Annotated in this window: 14 protein-coding genes; 9 read left to right on the plus strand and 5 right to left on the minus strand. The window is 64.0% G+C overall.

Annotated elements, in window-relative coordinates; translation table 11 throughout:
- Positions 1 to 121: 121 nt before the first annotated feature.
- A complete protein-coding gene (locus ACX80Q_RS03170; RefSeq protein ID WP_459329061.1) occupies positions 122 to 826 on the minus strand; it encodes a TetR/AcrR family transcriptional regulator in 705 nt (234 codons plus the stop codon).
- Between the two features lie 131 nt (positions 827 to 957).
- On the opposite strand from ACX80Q_RS03170, the gene ACX80Q_RS03175 reads away from it, so the two are divergent.
- The 6 genes from ACX80Q_RS03175 to ACX80Q_RS03200 all read left to right on the plus strand — a co-directional run bounded on the left by ACX80Q_RS03175 (position 958) and on the right by ACX80Q_RS03200 (position 9909).
- Positions 958 to 2637 (plus strand): amidohydrolase, encoded by a 1680-nt coding sequence (locus ACX80Q_RS03175; RefSeq protein WP_459329062.1) that lies wholly within the window; start codon positions 958 to 960, stop codon positions 2635 to 2637.
- Positions 2634 to 4286 (plus strand): ABC transporter substrate-binding protein, encoded by a 1653-nt coding sequence (locus ACX80Q_RS03180; protein ID WP_459329063.1) that lies wholly within the window; start codon positions 2634 to 2636, stop codon positions 4284 to 4286. The genes ACX80Q_RS03175 and ACX80Q_RS03180 overlap by 4 nt, the downstream gene beginning before the upstream one ends.
- Entirely contained in the window at positions 4273 to 5277 is a 1005-nt protein-coding gene (locus ACX80Q_RS03185) for an ABC transporter permease (protein ID WP_459329064.1), read from the plus strand. Before ACX80Q_RS03180 ends, ACX80Q_RS03185 begins: the two co-directional genes overlap by 14 nt.
- Entirely contained in the window at positions 5274 to 6134 is an 861-nt protein-coding gene (locus ACX80Q_RS03190; RefSeq protein ID WP_459329065.1) for an ABC transporter permease, read from the plus strand. Before ACX80Q_RS03185 ends, ACX80Q_RS03190 begins: the two co-directional genes overlap by 4 nt.
- Positions 6131 to 7774, plus strand: a complete 1644-nt coding sequence (locus ACX80Q_RS03195) for a dipeptide ABC transporter ATP-binding protein (protein ID WP_459329066.1) — start codon at positions 6131 to 6133, stop codon at positions 7772 to 7774. The genes ACX80Q_RS03190 and ACX80Q_RS03195 overlap by 4 nt, the downstream gene beginning before the upstream one ends.
- Before the next feature lie 125 nt (positions 7775 to 7899).
- The gene (locus ACX80Q_RS03200) at positions 7900 to 9909 is read left to right on the plus strand and encodes an ABC1 kinase family protein (protein ID WP_459329067.1); all 2010 of its coding nucleotides are present in this window, start codon (positions 7900 to 7902) and stop codon (positions 9907 to 9909) included.
- A gap of 46 nt (positions 9910 to 9955) precedes the next feature.
- On the opposite strand, the gene ACX80Q_RS03205 is transcribed toward ACX80Q_RS03200, so the two are convergent.
- The 4 genes from ACX80Q_RS03205 to ACX80Q_RS03220 form a co-directional block, all read right to left on the minus strand.
- Positions 9956 to 11638: an MFS transporter gene (locus ACX80Q_RS03205; protein ID WP_459329068.1), complete on the minus strand. Its 1683-nt coding sequence runs from the start codon at positions 11636 to 11638 to the stop codon at positions 9956 to 9958.
- Between the two features lie 64 nt (positions 11639 to 11702).
- Complete coding sequence (locus ACX80Q_RS03210; RefSeq protein WP_459329069.1) at positions 11703 to 12743, minus strand: NAD(P)-dependent alcohol dehydrogenase; 1041 nt, start codon at positions 12741 to 12743, stop codon at positions 11703 to 11705.
- A 76-nt stretch (positions 12744 to 12819) separates the two neighbouring features.
- Entirely contained in the window at positions 12820 to 14055 is a 1236-nt protein-coding gene (locus tag ACX80Q_RS03215; RefSeq protein ID WP_459329070.1) for an MFS transporter, read from the minus strand.
- A gap of 175 nt (positions 14056 to 14230) precedes the next feature.
- Entirely contained in the window at positions 14231 to 15157 is a 927-nt protein-coding gene (locus ACX80Q_RS03220; protein WP_459329071.1) for a helix-turn-helix transcriptional regulator, read from the minus strand.
- A 156-nt stretch (positions 15158 to 15313) separates the two neighbouring features.
- Here ACX80Q_RS03220 and ACX80Q_RS03225 point away from each other — a divergent pair, with 156 nt between their 5' ends.
- From ACX80Q_RS03225 to ACX80Q_RS03235, 3 genes are all read left to right on the plus strand, one after another.
- Positions 15314 to 16189: an aldo/keto reductase gene (locus ACX80Q_RS03225; protein ID WP_459329072.1), complete on the plus strand. Its 876-nt coding sequence runs from the start codon at positions 15314 to 15316 to the stop codon at positions 16187 to 16189.
- Positions 16190 to 16288: 99 nt separating this feature from the next.
- The gene (locus ACX80Q_RS03230; protein WP_459329073.1) at positions 16289 to 16411 is read left to right on the plus strand and encodes a hypothetical protein; all 123 of its coding nucleotides are present in this window, start codon (positions 16289 to 16291) and stop codon (positions 16409 to 16411) included.
- Positions 16412 to 16421: 10 nt separating this feature from the next.
- Positions 16422 to 17456, plus strand: coding sequence for an aldo/keto reductase (locus tag ACX80Q_RS03235; RefSeq protein WP_459329074.1), 1035 nt, complete (start codon positions 16422 to 16424; stop codon positions 17454 to 17456).
- Positions 17457 to 17529: the final 73 nt, after the last annotated feature.

Genomic DNA, 17529 nt, shown 5'->3' on the forward strand with positions numbered 1-17529 from the left:
AATCGGTGGAAAAGATTTGGCTAGACTTCAGAATCCATTGTCAGGAAAGCGATTGCTTTGAATTACGTTGCAATATCGGCGATTTGTGATATGCGACAGATTGCCGCAAGTGACGCGTCGATCAGCCGTTCGGAGCAAGGGCGGCCGTCCGCTCGGCGGACTGGATGACGGACGTCACGCCCAACAGGTACAGGTCCTCGTCCTCCAGTTGCATAAGCTGCGCGCCCACTGCCGCGATGCGCGGATACTTGCGGGGGTCAGCGAGGATCGGACCCTCGAACCAGGGGCTGGACTTGTCCGCCTCGGTGCCGCGCAAACTACGCTCGCGTGCAATGCCGGCGGCGCTGGAGAGTATATGTGCAGCTAGCAGGGCGTAGTGGCGCACCAGGTCATCCCCCGCGAGGCCAGCCCGCGCGAAGGCGTCGAGCATGAATTCCACCGCATCCAGTTCGCCCGGCCCGTGCGTGGTCAGCACAATCGCCTCGACGCCGATTGCGGGGTATCTGGCGAAGAGGTCAAGGGTGGATGTTGCCAGCTGGGTCAGCCGCTCCCGCCAGTTAGCAGGGTCAGCGGTCACGTTCGCCACGCTCTGCCCGATGAGTTCATCAAGGAGCTCCCGCATGAGGTCCTCCTTGTTGCGGAAGTGCCGGTAGATCGCCGTCGGATCCGCATCCAGCAACGCGCCAAGTTCACGCACCGAGATGGACGGGGAGCCGGGGATGGCTGCGAGCTTGAGCCCTGCGGCGATAATGGTGTCGCGGTCAAGGCGGCCACGTCCGGACGTTGGTTGCGCCGCGGCGCTGCGGGTGGAGGTTGCTGGCTTCATGGTTGTATTCTCCACGCAAACGGGCCTCAAATCGAATCCAAAACTACTTAGACAACACCGTTGACAATCATGTTGCGCAGTGATTAGCCTTGGCCTATTCGCCCCGTTCAACGATGAAGTGAGGATGACAGTTGGTTTTTGCAGACGTATTGTTTACCGGCGGTGCCGTATTTACCGGCGCCGGCACACCCCTCCGAGATCACGCCGTTGCGGTGGTTGGAGAGCGCATCGCGGGGATCCTTCCGGAGGATCAAGCCGGCGCCTGGATCGGCGAGCAGACCCGCGTGGTTCAGCTCAGCGGTGCCTTGCTCAGCCCGGGCTTCCAAGATGGGCACATCCACCCCGTCAGTGGCGGGGTGGAGCTCTTGATGTGCAATCTCACCGAGGCCGCGAACGCCACCGAAGCCCTGGCCACGATCAAGGCGTACGCCCAGGACAATCCCGGGGAACCATGGATTCTCGGCGGGGGCTGGTCCATGGACCACTATCCGGGCGGTTCGCCGCTGCGAACTCTGCTGGATGAGATTGTCCCGGACCGGCCGGTCCTGCTCCTGAGCCGTGATCACCACAGCACCTGGGCGAACACGGCCGCCATCCTCCTGGCCGGCGTCGACGCCAGCACTGCCGATCCCACAGACGGCCGCATTGAGCGAGAGGCAGACGGGACACCGGCGGGTACCTTCCATGAGGGGGCCGGCGAACTGTTCGCCAGTATCCGACCGGCCACGGACCCCGAGCTCGTCTACCGTGGGTTGCTGCGTGCACAACAGGATTTGATCGCGTTGGGCATCACGGGGTGGCAGGACGCCATGATCGGTGAAGGCTCCAGCGGGATCGTTGACGCTGCCGGTGCCTATGAGCGGGCCCTCGCCGAAGGTGAGCTGCTGGTGCATGTGGTGGGTGCCCAGTGGTGGGAGCGGTCCGGTGGAATGGAGCAGGTTGAGCGGATGACGCGCCGCCGCGATGCTGTCGCAGCCGCTGGAAACCCGTTCCGCTATTCCCTCGGGACAGCGAAGATCATGGTTGACGGCGTCGCGGAGAACGCGACGGCGTCCATGTTGACGCCCTATAGAGACAAGCACGGACATGACACTGGCAACCATGGCATCTCCTTCATCGACGAAGCCAAGCTGCAGGACTATGTGGTGGCCCTGGACGCGGAGGGAATGCAGGTTCATTTCCATGCGCTGGGTGACAAGGCTGTGCGGGACGCCCTGAACGCGATCGAGGCGGCGCGGGCCGCGAACGGCGAGTCGGACGGCCGCCACCAACTGGCGCACCTGCAGATCGTGGACGAGGTGGACACCGCCCGCTTTGCCCCACTCGGAGCCATCGCGAACCTGCAAGCTTTGTGGGCCTGCCATGAAGACCAGTTGGACCAGCTCACGCTGCCGTTCCTGCAAGAGGGTGCCGAAGCCCGCCAGTATCCGTTCGGTGACTTGGTCAGGCACGGGGCGCGGCTGGCGGCCGGCAGCGACTGGCCCGTCTCCAGTGCCAATCCCATCGAGGCTGTGGACATTGCCGTGAACCGGGTCTCCCCGGGGAACAATGCGCCGCCGCTGGGTGGTGAGCACCAACGCATGGATTTGGCCACGGCCATGGCCGCCTACACTTCCGGCACCGCTTACGCCAACCATCGCGACCATGACACCGGGGCTGTGCGTGAGGGCTACCTGGCCAACCTGGTGGTTCTGGCACCCGACCCGTTTACCGTGCCCCGTGAAGAGATCCACCGTTCCACAGTGGTCTCCACATGGATCGAGGGAAACCTTGTGTACTCCCGCCCCATCAGCCCGGAAGAGGAAAAATGACCAGGTCCACGCACACCCGAAGTTTTGCACCTTCAGCGGCTGCTGCCGCGGTCCTCATGTCGGCCACCTTGGCCATCTCCGGATGTTCAGGGGCACAACCGGGGCCAACGGCCACCAAGGCGACGTGGGAGCTCACCAGCCAGACGGACAAACCCAAGGGTGACATTGATTCGTATTCGTGGGTGAGCTACGCCGAACCGTTTTCGCTGGACTATGCCTACGCCTTTGACTACGCGGACAACCAGGTCCTGGCCAACGTGTGTGAGTCATTGCTGCGGCTGAATCCCGACTACACACTGACTCCTAGCCTTGCCGAAAAATTCGAACACCCTACGCCAACCACCTGGGTCTACACGATCCGATCTGGCGTCACCTTTCACGACGGCACTGCCATGACGGCCGACGACGTAGTGGCATCGATGAGCAGGCACCTGGATCCCTCGGTGGGCTCCTCTTGGTTCTCGGTGTACCAAAACGTCACGTCCGTCAACAAGACCGGTGATCGCGAGGTCACCGTCACGACGAAGCAGGCCGACTCGCAGTTCAACCTGTCCATGGGTGGCTCGGCAGGTGTGGTCGAATCCGCAGCCACGCTGGCGGCTTCCGGTGCAAATTACGGAAACTCCACAGGCAAGGTCAACTGCACGGGCCCGTTCAGTCTTGAGGATTGGAAGTCGGGCGAGAGCATCACGCTCAAGCGCAACGAAAACTACTGGGACGCAGACCTGCGGGCAAAAGCCGGCGAAGTGAAGTTCCTGTTCATGAACGACGCCAATGCCCGGGTCAACGCCTTGAAGTCGGGCCAGGTCGACGGCGGGTGGATGGTTCCGGCCGAGGCCATCAAGCAGTTGGATTCCTCCGGTGCCGGGAAGGTCAGCTTCGGCATGAACACGGCCGTGGGCAATCTTATTGTCAACAACCTCAAGGGCCCCTTGGGCGATCTGCGGGTCCGCAAGGCCATGATGATGGCCCTTGACCGGCAGGGAATCATCCAGGCTGCCAGCGCCGGCTATGGACAAGTGACGAATGCGCACACCACGGAGTCGGTATGGGTGGGAGCGAGCAAGGCCGCGCTGACCCAAGCGTTTGACGGTCTCCAGGAGTACCCCCGCGATCTTGACGCGGCAAAGCAGCTCGTTGCGGAGGCCGGCGCCACCGGGGAGGAGATCGTTGTGGTGACGGCTCCCCTTGGCAACGACTTCAGCGTCATTTCGCAGGCAACAGCAGCGGCCGCCGAGTCCATCGGGTTGAAGGCGACCATCAAGACCGTCACCCCCAACGCCTACACCGCATTGTTCTCAGATCCCAGCGCACGCGAGGGGGCAGACCTGTTCTACACCTCCTGGTACCTCTCAAGCCCCGATGCCCTGGAAATGTACGCCGTCCTGCGAACCGGAGAGTTCAGCAACTACGGTGGCTGGTCAGATCCGGCCTTCGACAAGATTGTCAATGAGGCCATCATGATCGACGATCCGGCAGTCCGCTCCGAGAAGACCGCCGAGGCGCAACGCATAGCCAATGAGCAGCTGCCCTGGCTGCCGCTCTCCACCGGGCCCATGACAGTGTTCCAGGGCAAGCGCATCACCGGGGTGGCGCCGTCCATCGCCTTCCTCTACTACCCTTGGGCGGCCACCATTGGCTCTCGCTAATCTCAGCCGGACAGCATTGTCAGGCGGTGGCACGGCGATCGTTTTCCGCCGGATCGCCGGCAAACTGGGCGGCCTCCTACTGACCTTGTTCCTGGCCTCCTTGTTGGTCTTCTTTTCCCGGTTCCTGGTGCCGGGAGATCCCGTCAGTTTCCTGTTACGGGGACGCAAACCAAGCCCGGAAGCAGTAGCCGATGTCACGGCGGAGTTCGGGCTGAATCTTCCCCCCTGGCAGCAGTACTTCAACTGGATCACGGGCGTGCTGCACGGAGACTTTGGCCGGTCCCTGCAATTTCGGCAGGACGTTTCCACCGTTATAGGGGACCGGCTTCCCGTCACCGTTGGCCTGGTGGTCATGGCCGGGCTCATGATTGCAGCCGTTGGGCTCATCGCGGGCATTGCCGCTTCGCTGAACCGCAACAGATTCCTGGACAAGGCAATCCTTACGGGGTTGACAGTTCTCGGTGCGATTCCTTCCTTTGTGGGCGCGATCGTGCTGATTGCCGTTTTCGCCGTGCAGCTTGGCTGGTTCCCGGCGTTCGGTTCGGGCGAGGGGTTCCTTGATACGGCGTACCACTTGGTGTTGCCGTCCGTGGCTCTCGCCATCGTATTTGTGGTGCTCGTTGGCAAGGTGACACGGTCCTCCATGGTTGAGCAGCTCGATCGGGAACACGTCGAGGTTGCCACGAGCCGTGGCCTGAGCCGCGGCGCGGTGGTTCGCCGGCATGTTTTCCGCAACGCCCTTGGGCCAATTCTGACGGTCAGTGGTCCGCTCGTTGCCGGATTGCTCGTGGCGAGTTCGATCGTGGAGGCCGCATTCGGCATTTCGGGTATCGGCTCGCTGCTGGTGCAGTCCGTGGACCGTCTTGATTTCCCTGTGGTCCAGGCCGTGGTGCTCCTGGTTGTGACAACGTTCGTCGCCGTAAATGCCCTCATTGACATCCTCGAACCCTGGATCAATCCCCGATCCGCAGCAGGAGCTGGTGCACGATGACTACCCAGACAATCACCGAAAAGGTGGTGCAGGCACCGAGGGTGCGCCGCCCCGACATCCGTTTCCTGGCGGCAGCGGCAGTGGTGCTGTTGATGACTGTCGCTGCCCTGCTGGCCCCGCTGATCGCCCCCTATGATCCGGACTTGGTGGACTTTCTTGCCGTTCAGCAGGGACCAAACCTTGCGCACTGGCTTGGCACCGATGCGCTCGGCCGGGACCTCCTGAGCCGGATGATCTTTGGCGCACGAACAGCGCTGCTGGGCCCGCTACTGGTTGTTGTCACTTCGACGATTCTTGGCATCCTTTTGGGTGTGCTGGCCGGCTGGTGCGGCGGTTGGGTGGACGCAGTGCTGGCCCGGCTGTTCGACGTCGTCTTCGCCTTCCCATCCCTGCTGATCGCCATCATGGCTGTCGCCCTATTTGGCAAGGGCCTGGTCGCCCCGGTGATCGCCATGAGCATTGCCTACGCGCCGTATGTTGCCCGCCTTACCCGCTCACTCGTGGCCTCCGAACGGCACCGTCCCTATGTTGCCGCCTACCGGGTGCAGGGCTTCAGCGGAAGGTGGATTGCCCTGCGGCGGGTGCTGCCCAATGTGGCACCCATTGTTGGAGCGCAGTCCACCCTCAACTTTGGCTACGTCCTGGCGGAACTCGCCGGGTTGTCATTCCTGGGACTCGGTGTCCAGGCTCCGACTGCGGATTGGGGTGCCATGATCAATGAGGCCCAGGCGGGCCTGATCGGCGGCTACTTCCTGCCGGCGCTGCTCCCCGCCGTCGCCGTGGTGATTGTTGTTGTTGCCGTGAACATTATTGGTGAAGAACTCTCTGACCGCATTGGAGGCGAGATCCCCGCATGAACCTTCTCGACATTGACCAGCTGACGCTCGAGCTGCCCCATGGGGTGCGGCTCCTTGACGGCATCTGCCTGTCGGTTGCCGAAGGCGAGACAGTCGGCGTGGTTGGCGAATCCGGATCCGGCAAGTCCCTCACGGCACGATCCGTGCTGGGCCTGTTGCCGGAGTCCGCAACGACAAGTGGCAAGGTGCTGCTGGGTGGGCAGGATGTGCTGACGGCGTCCCCGCGCGAACTGCTGGAGCTGCGCCGCCACAGTGCGTCCATGGTGTTTCAAGACCCGCGCGCCGGGATCAACCCCATGCGCACCATCGGCGACCACCTGAGCGAGACGCTTCGACTGTGCGAACGATTGCCGGCGGAACAGGCCAGGGAGCGTGCCATTGACATGCTCAAGGCTGTGCGCCTGCCTCGTCCCGAGCAACACCTGTTGCAGTACCCGCACGAATTTTCCGGTGGCATGCTGCAGCGGGTCATGATCGCAGGGGCGCTCAGCAGTTCACCGAGGCTCCTGATCTGTGACGAGCCCACCACGGCCCTCGACGTCACCACCCAGGCGGAGATCATTTCCGTACTCACGGAGCAGCGCCGGAGCAGGGGCATGGGCATGCTGTTTATCACCCACGATCTGAATCTCGCAGCCTCGCTCTGCGACAGGGTTTATGTGATGAGCGGGGGCCGTGTGGTGGAGCAGGGCAGTGCCCGCGGCGTGTTCAGTGCTCCGCAGGCCGACTACACGAAGAAGCTGGTTGCCGCGACACCATCAATTCTTGTGGGGGATGGAGGCGCCGCTGCACCTGGGATGCCAGCGCCAGCAGTGGGTGTGGTTCCCGGGGCAGGCAGCGCGCTGGCAGTCCGCTCACTCTCTAAGACGTATGCCGTCCGTGGGAAAATACCGGTGCGGGCCGTCGCGGCCGTCTCACTGGAAATTCCCCGCGGCGGTGCGTTGGGGGTGGTGGGGGAATCCGGGTCCGGAAAGTCGACCCTGGCCCGACTCGTCGTGGGTCTGGAGCATGCCGATGGCGGGGCAATCCTGATCGCCGGGAAGGAGCGCTCAGCACCGCCACGCCAGCGCCGGCAGCGCCTTGCCCATGCGCGCTCAGCACAGATGGTTTTCCAGGACCCCTACCTGTCCCTGGATCCACGGATTACGGCAGGGAGGGCCATTGAAGACGCCCTGCGGCTGCACACCCGCCTGACAACGGGTGAATCGCGGGCCCGGGTTCTTGAACTGCTGGACCAGGTGGGCTTGACGGACAAGCACGCGGGCGCCAGGCCACGCAAACTCTCTGGCGGTCAGCGGCAGCGCGTGGCCATTGCCCGGGCGTTGGCCATTGAACCGGATCTGCTGGTCATGGACGAGGCCACGAGTGCACTGGATGTGTCCGTGCAGGCGCAGGTGCTGGACGTGGTGGCTGAGATCCGCCGGGAGCGGGGGCTGACGGTGCTCTTCATCAGCCATGATCTTGCCGTGGTGCGGCGGGTGTGCGAGGAAACGGTGGTCATGAAGCAGGGGGAAATCGTGGAACACGGCAGAACCCTTGAGCTGCTCGCTGACCCCCAGCACCCCTATACGCAACTTTTGATCGATTCGGTTCCCCGCCCCGCGTGGGAGGCGGGGGAGGCTGTCCGGAAGGCGTCATGAAGATGGTGTGATGCCCAGGCAGGCATGCGCGGACGGGACTGTAGCGCTACAGTGAAGTCACATTCGAAGCCGATGGGAGCACCCATGACCATTAACAACACACTGCCCTCCAGGCGCATTTCCTGATGGCCGTCCTAGACGTGCTGTTCATAGTCCTTATTGCCATCTCGGGACTCTTGTTCCTACTATTGCAGTCCTGGCTGGCCGCCACCGTGGTGCGCCGCGTGGTGGGTGTGCCCATCGGCTGGCCCAGGTCCTTGGTGGTGGGGTTCGTCATGAGTGCCGCCATGGGTGTCACCGTGCAGTACTTGTTCCGGGCGGCAATGGGCCAAAATACCAACGGGCTAAATGTTGCCCCGCCCGTGGCGGCACTATTCCTGATACTGGCGGTGGGCTGGATCTTTGCCCTGGGAGTGGGCGCCCTGGTCTTCTTTGAGGCAGCCTTCCCCACGGGTTCGCTGCCCGCGCTGACAACGCTTTTCACCGGCTGGCAGGCCCGACGGCGGCGCGCACGCCGCTATGCCGACATCGTCTCCCTTGCTGTCCACCATGGGTTGGGCTCGAGGCTGCGCGGCTTCGGCAAAGTCAGCAGTGATGAGCACGAGCAGCAAACGGCACGAGCCCTGCGCAATGCGCTCAATGAAGCAGGAGTCACGTTCGTCAAGCTCGGTCAGATGCTCTCCACCCGACGCGACCTGCTGCCCGAGGCCTACATTCGTGAGCTGGAGACGCTCCAAACGAAGGCCAATCCGGAGCCGTGGGAGGTCATTGAGGCTGCCGTGGTGGAACGGCTTGGCCGTCCGCTGGAGGAAGTTTTTGCCGAGGTGAACCCCGTGCCGCTGGCAGCTGCCTCCGTGGCGCAGGTGCACCAGGCCATGCTGCTAGACGGTACCGAGGTGGTCATCAAGGTGCAGCGGCCCGGGGCGCTGGAACAGGTCAATCTGGACACGGACATCATCATCCGCCTGGCCCACTGGCTGAACAAGACCACACCGTGGGGCAAGTCCCTGGGGGTGTACGAACTGGCGCGCGGCTTTGCCGGATCGCTCGAGGAGGAGCTGGACTACACCATCGAGCTGGAGAACATGCGCAGCATTGAACACGCGCTGGACGCCGGTGCGTTTGCCGTCACAGTCCCGCATGCGTACCCGGAGCACTCGGGGGAACGGCTGCTGGTCATGGACCGGCTGCCCGGGCGTCCCGTCAGCTCGGCCGGCCGCATCTTGCATGAGCTGACGGAGCAGCAGCGCAGCGCCCTGGCCGCCACGCTCCTCGGTGCCACCTTGCAACAAATTATCTCCGACGGCGTCTTCCATGCCGACCTGCACGCGGGCAACATCTTCATCACCCCCGAGGGGACGTTGGGGCTGCTGGACTTTGGCTCCGTTGGCCGGCTGGACCCCGCCACCCAGGAGGCCCTGGGCATGATGCTGTATGCGATCGACAAGAACGACGCCGCCGGGGCCACGGACGCGCTCATTGAGCTGCTGGACCGGCCCGACGACCTGGACGTGCGCGCCGTGGAACGGTCCCTGGGCCAATTGCTGACCCGCTTCCGCACCGGGTTCCGTGTTGGCGGCAGCCAGAAGATGTTCGGCGAACTGTTCGCCCTGGTGATTGCGCACAAATTCTCCGTCCCGGCCCAGATCGGGGCAGCCTTCCGTGCCCTGTCCGCCGTGGAGGGAACACTGCTGGTGATCGATCCCGGCATGGACCTGGTGGCAGCCGCCCGTGCCGAAGGCAACCGCCTGGTGCAGGGAAAAATCACTGTTGGCAATGTCAAGGATGAGTTTGAGCAGCGCATGGTGGCGCTGCTCCCGCTACTGACCCGGCTGCCGCGGCGGGTCAATAAGATCAGCGAGGACCTAGAAGCGGGCAGATTCTCCGTGAACGTGCGAGTGCTGGCCCACCCCGCCGACAGGCGCTACCTCACCGGCCTGTTCCAGCAGTTGGTGGTTGCCGTGCTGGCCGGGGCGGCCGTGGTGGGGGCCATCATGTTGATCACCAGCAACGAAGGGCCGCTGCTGACCGAGCAGGTCCACCTGTTCTCCGCGCTCGGCTTTGCCCTGCTCTTTGGCGGCTTTGTGCTGGGCATGCGCGCCTTGATGCTTGTCTTCAAGCGCGACAACGACTGACGCCAGGTTGGTGAGAGGCATGACTGGCCAGCCGCCGTCGACCGTCCTAACGCCCGCCGTCAGCGCCCGCCAGATCCGGGTGCCCCGTCAGGGTTTCCGGCTTGCCCTTCCGTGCTGCTGCGGCCACGAAGAACGAGCCCACCAGGCCAAGGAGCAAGAAGGCTGCGGCTCCGAGGATTGAGGCGCTGACGGCTTGGGCGAAGCCGTTGGAGAGTGCCTCGACTGCGGCCGGTCCGGCGGCTCCGAGGGGACCGTTGACCCCCTGTTGGGCAAGCATGGGCACCACGCCGCCGGCGGAATCGCGCAGCTGGCCGGCCAGGGCCGGCACCTGGCTTTCCGGCAGGCCGGGCACGCCGCCCAGCAAAGTGGTGGCCTGCGAGAGTGCGAAGTGGGCCAGCAGGCTGCCCATGATGGCCGAGCCCAGGGCGGCACCGAGCTGGCGGACGGTGCTTTGGGTGGCTGAACCCTGGCCGGAGACGGACGTGGGGATATCGGCCAGGACTGTGCCCGTGAGTTGGGCCGAGGCCAGCCCCAAGCCCAGGCCGTAGACAACCAGCAGCGCTGCAATGAGCCACACTGAGGTGGTGGCCGTGATGAACAGGCCCAGCACCAGTAGTCCCACCGTCTCCAGGGCCAGGCCCACAATGACCACAGCCGGCGGCCCCATCCTGGCGGCCAGGTGGCGGGCCGAGGCGCCGGAGAAGAAAGCGCCCAGGGCCATGGCCGCCAGGACGAATCCAGCGGTGAGGACACCCAGGCCCAGAATGTTGATCAGGTACAGCGGCAGGACCAGCAGCAGGCCGAATTCGCCGATCGCCACCATGGCCGCCACAATGTTGCCCCAGGAGAACGTCTTGACCCGGAACAGGGAGAGGTCCAGGATGGCTGAGCGGTTCCGGGCGGCCCGGTTCTTCTCCCAGAGCAGGAAGCCAAGCAACGCCCCTAGGCCCACCGTCAAGGCCAGCGGCACGATTGAAAGCGCGGCGTCGGCCGGCCAGCTGATGGGGCCAAGGTGCAGCGCCGACTGTGCGGACCACCAGCCCAGCGTTGGCCCCTCGATCAGGGCGAAGACCAGCAGGCCAAAGCCTGTGGCGCTGAGCAGCAGCCCCACCACGTCCAGTCCGGGCTTGTCATGGGGGGAGCGGGTCTCGGCTACGAACAGCTTGGCCCCCACCAGCACCAGCAGGCCCAGCGGGACGTTGACGACGAAGATCCACTGCCACGCAAACTGCGAGGTGAGCCAGCCACCCAGCAACGGCCCAATGGCTGCCATGCCGGAGATCACGGCGCCCCAGATGGCAAACGCCGTGGTCCTGTCCTTGCCGAAGAAGGTGGAATTGACGCTGGAGAGCGTTGCGGGCAGCACCGCCGCCCCGCCAATGCCCTGCACCACGCGGCTGAGGATCAATCCGGCCGCGCCGTGCGAGAGGGCAGCCAGGATACTGCCCGCCATGAACAGAACCACACCGATGATGAACAGCTTGCGCCGGCCAAACCGGTCACCCAAACGCCCGCTGCTCAGTAGCAGTGCCGCCAGCACCACGGAGTAGAGGCTGTTGACCCACTGCGCCTCATTGAGGTCCAGATGGAGATCGTCGATAATGGTTGGCAGGGAAACACCCACAATGGTGCCGTCGATGACGATCATGGACAGTCCGGCCGCCAGGACACCCAGTCCGGCCCACTTGTTGGGTGTCCTGGCCCCCACGGCACTCTTCTGCTGATTCATGCTTCGAGCATATTTTAGTGACAGTCTGTCGTAATCATCCATCCGGATGATGACGAAACACGGCCTAGATCGTGGCAGCGTCAATCACAAAGCGGTAGTGGACATCTGATGCCAAAACACGCTCGTAGGCTTCGTTGATCTGGCTCGCAGGGATGACCTCGATCTCCGCCCCGATGCCGTGTTCGGCACAGAAGTTCAACATTTCCTGGGTTTCGCGGATGCCGCCAATGGCGGAGCCTGCGAAGGACCGGCGGCCCAGGATCAGTGAGAACACCTGTACCGGGAGCGGTTCCGCCGGGGCGCCGACGTTGACCAGTGCGCCGTCGAGCCGCAACAGCTGCAGGTAGGCGTTGATGTCAATGGAGGCGCTGACGGTGTTGATGATCAAATCGAAGCTGCCGGCCAGATCACTGAACGTGTTTTCATCACTTGTGGCGTAGTAGTGGTCGGCGCCCAGGCGCAGACCGTCCTCGAGCTTCTTCAACGACTGCGACAGCACCGTGACCTCGGCGCCCATGGCGTGGGCGATCTTGACGGCCATGTGGCCCAGCCCGCCGAGGCCGATGACGGCAACCTTCTTACCGGGTCCGGCACCCCAGTGACGCAGGGGCGAATAGGTGGTGATGCCGGCGCAGAGAAGTGGTGCCGCCACGTCCAGCTCCAGGCCTTCGGGAATGCCAAGCACGAAGTTTTCGGTGACCACGACGTGGGTTGAGTAGCCACCCTGGGTGATGGTGCCGTCGCGGTCCACTGCCCCGTAGGTGCCGGTATTTCCGGCCAGGCAGTACTGCTCCTCGCCGGCCTGGCAGTTGGCGCATTCGCCGCAGGAGTTCACCATGCAGCCCACGCCCACCCTGTCACCGAGTGCGTGCCGGGTGACGGCTGAGCCAACGTCTGTCACGATGCCGGCAATTTCATGTCCCGGGGCCAGCGGGTACCTTTGCGGGCCCCAGTCGCCGCGGACCGTGTGGATGTCCGAGTGGCAGATGCCGGCGAACTTGATCTCGATGAGGACATCGTGGGGTCCAACGGCCCTGCGGTCGATGGTGGTGGGGACCAGTTCGCCGGTCGCGGAGGGTGCGGCGTAGGCATTGACGGTTAACATGATTTCTCCTGTTGTTGATGTGAAGAGGTGGATGGTGGATGGCCTGCGGCGGCACGTGGCGGCCGCTGTCGGCAGGCTATGTGGGGAAAGCTGTGCGGCGCCCGAGGGCTGCAACGAGGATTGCTGTCAGGGCCAGAACGATCATGACGACCGGCAAGGCAAGTCCGCCAAGGTTGCTGACAACCAGGGCGCCGGCAACCCCGGCGCCGAAGATGGCCAGGTTGAAGGCAACGCCCAGCATGGAGTTCGCGACGTCTGCGTTCTCACCACTTGCGGCACTGATGGCAGCCTGCAGTTGGGCCGCAGCACCGCCAAACGCAACGCCCCACAGGACTATGGCAGTGAGAACGGCGGGCAGCGACTCGTGGCCCAGTGCGAAGATCGCCCCGGCAAGGACAAACACGGCCAGGCTGACGAACACCAGCTGCCGCAGCGCCCGGTCAATCACCGCGCCGGTGAAACCGATGCCCAGCAGTGCAGCAACGCCAAAGGTGGCCAGTGCGGCGCCGACCGGCAAGTGAACGTCCATGGCGCGAAGATATGCGGAAATGTAGGTGTAGAGGGTGTTGTGCGCCACCATCCATGCCACGATCACCGCAAGGACGACGGCAACCCCGGGCAGCGCAAGGACACGGATCATCGGCACGCGGGATGCGGCGCGTTGACCCGGCGCATCCGGAACGAGTGCTGCGGCGAGGACGCCTGTGACCACTGCCAGGATCGCCAACGCCCCAAAAGACCATCGCCATTCCAGTGTTGTGCCGAGCCAAGCGCCCAGTGGCGTCCCCAACGCCAGGCCAAGGGGCGTTCCGATGGAGGCGATCGCCAGGGCCCGCCCGGCAAGGTGGGCGGGAGTGATGCGGCGCGCGTATCCCGCCAACATCCCCCAGAGGAGGCCGGAAAATGCGCCGGCGACGAAGCGGGCCACCAGGGCGAGGACCACGTCACCGGTAACTATCGTGGCGATCGTGGCGGCAAGGAAGCCAAGAATCCCCACCAGGAAGACCGGCTTTCTCGGCATGCCACGTGTTAGGGCCACCGCTGGCATGGTGGCGACGACTGTGCCCAAAGCGTAGGCGCTGACAAGTTGGCCCGCTGTTGCCTCGGTGGTGCCCAAACCCGCTGCGATCTGCGGCAGTAAACCCGCCGGCATGGTCTCGGTGGCGATCAGGATGAACCCCATCAGAGCCATCACCAGCAGGGCCGCCCATGGCAGGCGGTCCCCGATGGGGTGCTGGCGTCCGGGCTGTGCTGGTTCTTGCGCACCGGCGAGGGCCTGGGTTGCGCCTGCCGGAAGGGCTGCTCGAGTCACTGCGGAACCATTCCTTTCCGGGCTGCGAATTGGTGGGGTGATTTGCTGGGGGCCCTGCTTGCCCCTTGCTGCCTCTACTCAACACGAAGGCCCGGGCCGTAAACAGGCCGCGTTGTTAGGGGGTACCAGCAGGGACCCCCACAACATCATTCGAGACGGCAGCTAAGACAAGCCACTACTGGTCCATGCCGGCGGTCAAGCTGCCCTTCTTCTGGTCCTTTGCCGGCTCCGGGAGAACAGTGGCAGCAGTTTCGGCCTGCTTGTTGCTTGCCGCCCAGATGGCTAGCAGCCGCATGCCGTCTTCCGAAGGGGAACCCGGTTCGGCGCTGTAGGTCATCATGGTCAGCCCCGGTGCTGCTGGCAGTTCGAAGGCATCAAAGTGCACCTTGAGTTCACCGACCACCGGATGGTGGAAGGTCTTGGCACCGGTTCTGTGAAGACGCACATTGTGCTGAGCCCAGCGTTTGCGGAATTCTTCGCTGCGGGTTGACAGTTCCCCCACCAGATCGATCAGGCACTTGTCCAGGGGGTTGCGTCCAGCCTCGGTGTGCAGCATGGCCACGGCTGTGTCGGCAGCAACGTTCCAGTCCGGGTACAGCGATTCGGAACGGTGGTTGAAGAAGGCGAATCTGGCAAAATTCACAGGGCGGACCGGATCCTCGAACGCGCCTGAGTACAGGGCCCGCCCCAGCTCATTAAACGCGACGACGTCCAGGCGGCCGTTTTGCACAAAGGCTGGGATGCCCACCATGCTGTCCAGGATGCGCTGCACGCTGGGATGGATTCCCTTGGCCGCCTGCCGCCGCGGGCGTGTGGCTGGCGCGGCTGCCCGGGCCAGATTGAACAGGTGTTCGTGTTCGGCCTCATTGAGCTGAAGGGCCCGCGCAATGGACTCCAACACGGAGTCCGAAACACCAGCAAGGCCGCCGCGCTCAACACGGGTGTAGTACTCCACGCTCACGCCCGCCAGAAGCGAAACCTCCTCGCGTCGAAGCCCCGGGACGCGGCGGATGCCGCCGAAGGTGGGCAGCCCGGCCTGCTCGGGTGTGAGCTTTGCTCGCCGGGAGGCAAGGAATTCCTTGATTTCACTACGGTTGTTCATACACACAACGGTACGTCCCCGGGCAAGCCGCCAGACAGGCACTGCCAGTACCCCGATCATCACGGTCTCCCACACAACGCTGGCCAGGTGTTGACTGGAGACCATCGACGGGAACACCATCGCCGTCCTGCAGCAATGAACAGGAACCACAAAACCATGAACGTCACCCTGAACAACGGTGTCACCATGCCCGCCATTGGGCTCGGCGTCTTCCAGACACCCCCGGAGGCCACCGCCGCGGCGGTTGCAACAGCGTTGAAGACCGGGTACCGCCTTATTGACACGGCAGCCGCCTACGCCAACGAGCGCCAGGTGGGGGAAGGCATCCGACTCTCGGGCGTGGACCGCTCCGAGATCTTCATCGAAACCAAGGTGTGGATCAGCGACTACGGTTACGAGCAGACCCTGCACGCCTTCGAAAAGAGCGCGGGCAAACTCGGTGTGGATCAGCTGGATCTGCTCGTCCTCCACCAGCCGCTCTCCACCGACTTCAACAAGACCATCGCGGCATATAGGGCGCTGGAGAAGTTGCTGGCTGATGGCCGCGTGCACGCCGTCGGCGTCAGCAACTTCATGCCGAACCACCTCACTGCGCTGCGCCAGCAGACCTCCATTGTCCCGGCGGTCAACCAGATTGAACTGCACCCCTACTTCACCCAGCCCCAGGTGCAGGCGGCCAACAGGGAGCTGGGCATTCTCACCCAGGCATGGTCGCCGATCGGCGGCATCACCTCCTACCGCGGAGACTCCGCCACGAGCACCTTCAACCATCCGGCCATCTTGGCCATCGCCGAAGAGCACGGCAAGAGTGCGGCCCAGGTCATGCTGCGCTGGCAACTCCAACTGGGACACTCAGTGATTCCCAAGTCCGTCCGCCCCGAGCGCATCGTCGAGAACTTCAACGTTTTCGACGTCGAACTAAACCCCGCGCAAATGGCGGCCCTTGCCGCGCTTAACACGGGGGTGCGCGGCGGTCCTGACCCTGACTCCATCACGCTGGCGGCCTTCGGACGCGACATCCCGGAGGCGTGAAGCGACACAACTACGGCCTGGTATTCGTCGTCGGCACCCACGACTGGAAACGGCGCGTGGAACGTCTGGTGTGACTATGTCCACCACGATGAGCTGATCATGACGCCCCTGCAGGGGGACACCCGTCGGGCCGGAAATTCATCGGACGGAATCATCGCCCGGCACCAAATCGCGAGCGTGCTGGTTGACAGTTTCGGCTCCGACGCCGCCAACCACAACTAAGGAGCACCTCATGGACTACCGCAATTTGGGCCGCACAGGCGTGCAAGTCAGCCCGCTGTGCCTGGGCACAATGATGTTCGGCGACTGGGGAAACCCGGACGTGGATGATTCAATCCGCGTTATCCACCACGCGCTGGACGCCGGCATCAACTTCATCGACACCGCTGACGTCTACTCGGCCGGAGGGTCGGAGGAGATCGTGGGGAAGGCACTCAAGGAGCGCCGCGATTCCGTGGTGCTGGCCACCAAGTTCTTCATGCCGATGGGGGAGGGGCCCAACCGCGGCGGCGGCTCGCGCAAGTGGATCATGCAGGCTGTTGATGACTCGCTGCGGCGCCTAGACACGGACTACATTGATCTCTACCAGGTCCACCGTCCCAGCGCCTTGACGGATGTTGCGGAAACCCTCGGCGCCCTCACCGACCTGGTCCACCAGGGCAAGGTGCGCTACATTGGCTCCTCGTCCTACTCGGGCAGCCAGATCGTGGAAGCCCAGACGGCATCCCGTGACGCTCACCTGACCCGGTTCGTCACGGAACAGCCGCCGTACTCGATCCTGGTCCGTGGCATCGAGGAGGACGTCCTGCCCACCACGCAGCGACACGGCATGGGGACCCTGACGTACAGCCCGCTGGCTGGCGGTTGGCTCTCCGGGAAATGGCGCAGGGACGCGGCCCCGGTCCCCACCTCAGGGGCGCGGCCCAAGGCCCGTTTCAATATGGAGAGCCCGGCCAACCAGCACAAGCTCGACGTTGTGGAAGCCCTGGCGCAGCTGGCCGACGGCGCCGGGATCACCTTGATAGAGCTCGCCATCGCCTTCGTGATCAACCATCCCGGTGTCACCTCCGCCATCATTGGGCCACGGACCATGGAACAGCTCGTGTCCCAGCTGCCGGCCGCAAACGTGCGGCTTTCCACGGACGTCCTGGACCGGATTGATGAACTTGTGGCCCCGGGGCGCACACTGAATCCGGCCGACAACAGTTACGGCGCCAACGAACTGCTTGCGACAGCACGCCGTCGCCCGGTAGTCACTGACGTTTAGGACGCTGAAGTTTAGGACACTGAAGTTTAGGACACTGGAGGTACTGTCCCGGGAGGTACTGCCAGTCCCTCCC

Source organism: Arthrobacter sp. HLT1-20 (genome assembly GCF_054510895.1).

What these genes read in the sequence shown, in the direction of transcription:
- ACX80Q_RS03205 (WP_459329068.1), bottom strand. Translation starts at nt 11,638, where the DNA reads ATGAATCAGCAGAAGAGTGCCGTGGGGGCCAGGACACCCAACAAGTGG.
- ACX80Q_RS03180 (WP_459329063.1), top strand. Translation starts at nt 2,634, where the DNA reads ATGACCAGGTCCACGCACACCCGAAGTTTTGCACCTTCAGCGGCTGCT.
- ACX80Q_RS03190 (WP_459329065.1), top strand. Translation starts at nt 5,274, where the DNA reads ATGACTACCCAGACAATCACCGAAAAGGTGGTGCAGGCACCGAGGGTG.
- ACX80Q_RS03220 (WP_459329071.1), bottom strand. Translation starts at nt 15,157, where the DNA reads ATGAACAACCGTAGTGAAATCAAGGAATTCCTTGCCTCCCGGCGAGCA.
- ACX80Q_RS03170 (WP_459329061.1), bottom strand. Translation starts at nt 826, where the DNA reads ATGAAGCCAGCAACCTCCACCCGCAGCGCCGCGGCGCAACCAACGTCC.
- ACX80Q_RS03195 (WP_459329066.1), top strand. Translation starts at nt 6,131, where the DNA reads ATGAACCTTCTCGACATTGACCAGCTGACGCTCGAGCTGCCCCATGGG.
- ACX80Q_RS03200 (WP_459329067.1), top strand. Translation starts at nt 7,900, where the DNA reads ATGGCCGTCCTAGACGTGCTGTTCATAGTCCTTATTGCCATCTCGGGA.
- ACX80Q_RS03230 (WP_459329073.1), top strand. Translation starts at nt 16,289, where the DNA reads ATGACGCCCCTGCAGGGGGACACCCGTCGGGCCGGAAATTCATCGGAC.
- ACX80Q_RS03225 (WP_459329072.1), top strand. Translation starts at nt 15,314, where the DNA reads ATGAACGTCACCCTGAACAACGGTGTCACCATGCCCGCCATTGGGCTC.
- ACX80Q_RS03210 (WP_459329069.1), bottom strand. Translation starts at nt 12,743, where the DNA reads ATGTTAACCGTCAATGCCTACGCCGCACCCTCCGCGACCGGCGAACTG.
- ACX80Q_RS03235 (WP_459329074.1), top strand. Translation starts at nt 16,422, where the DNA reads ATGGACTACCGCAATTTGGGCCGCACAGGCGTGCAAGTCAGCCCGCTG.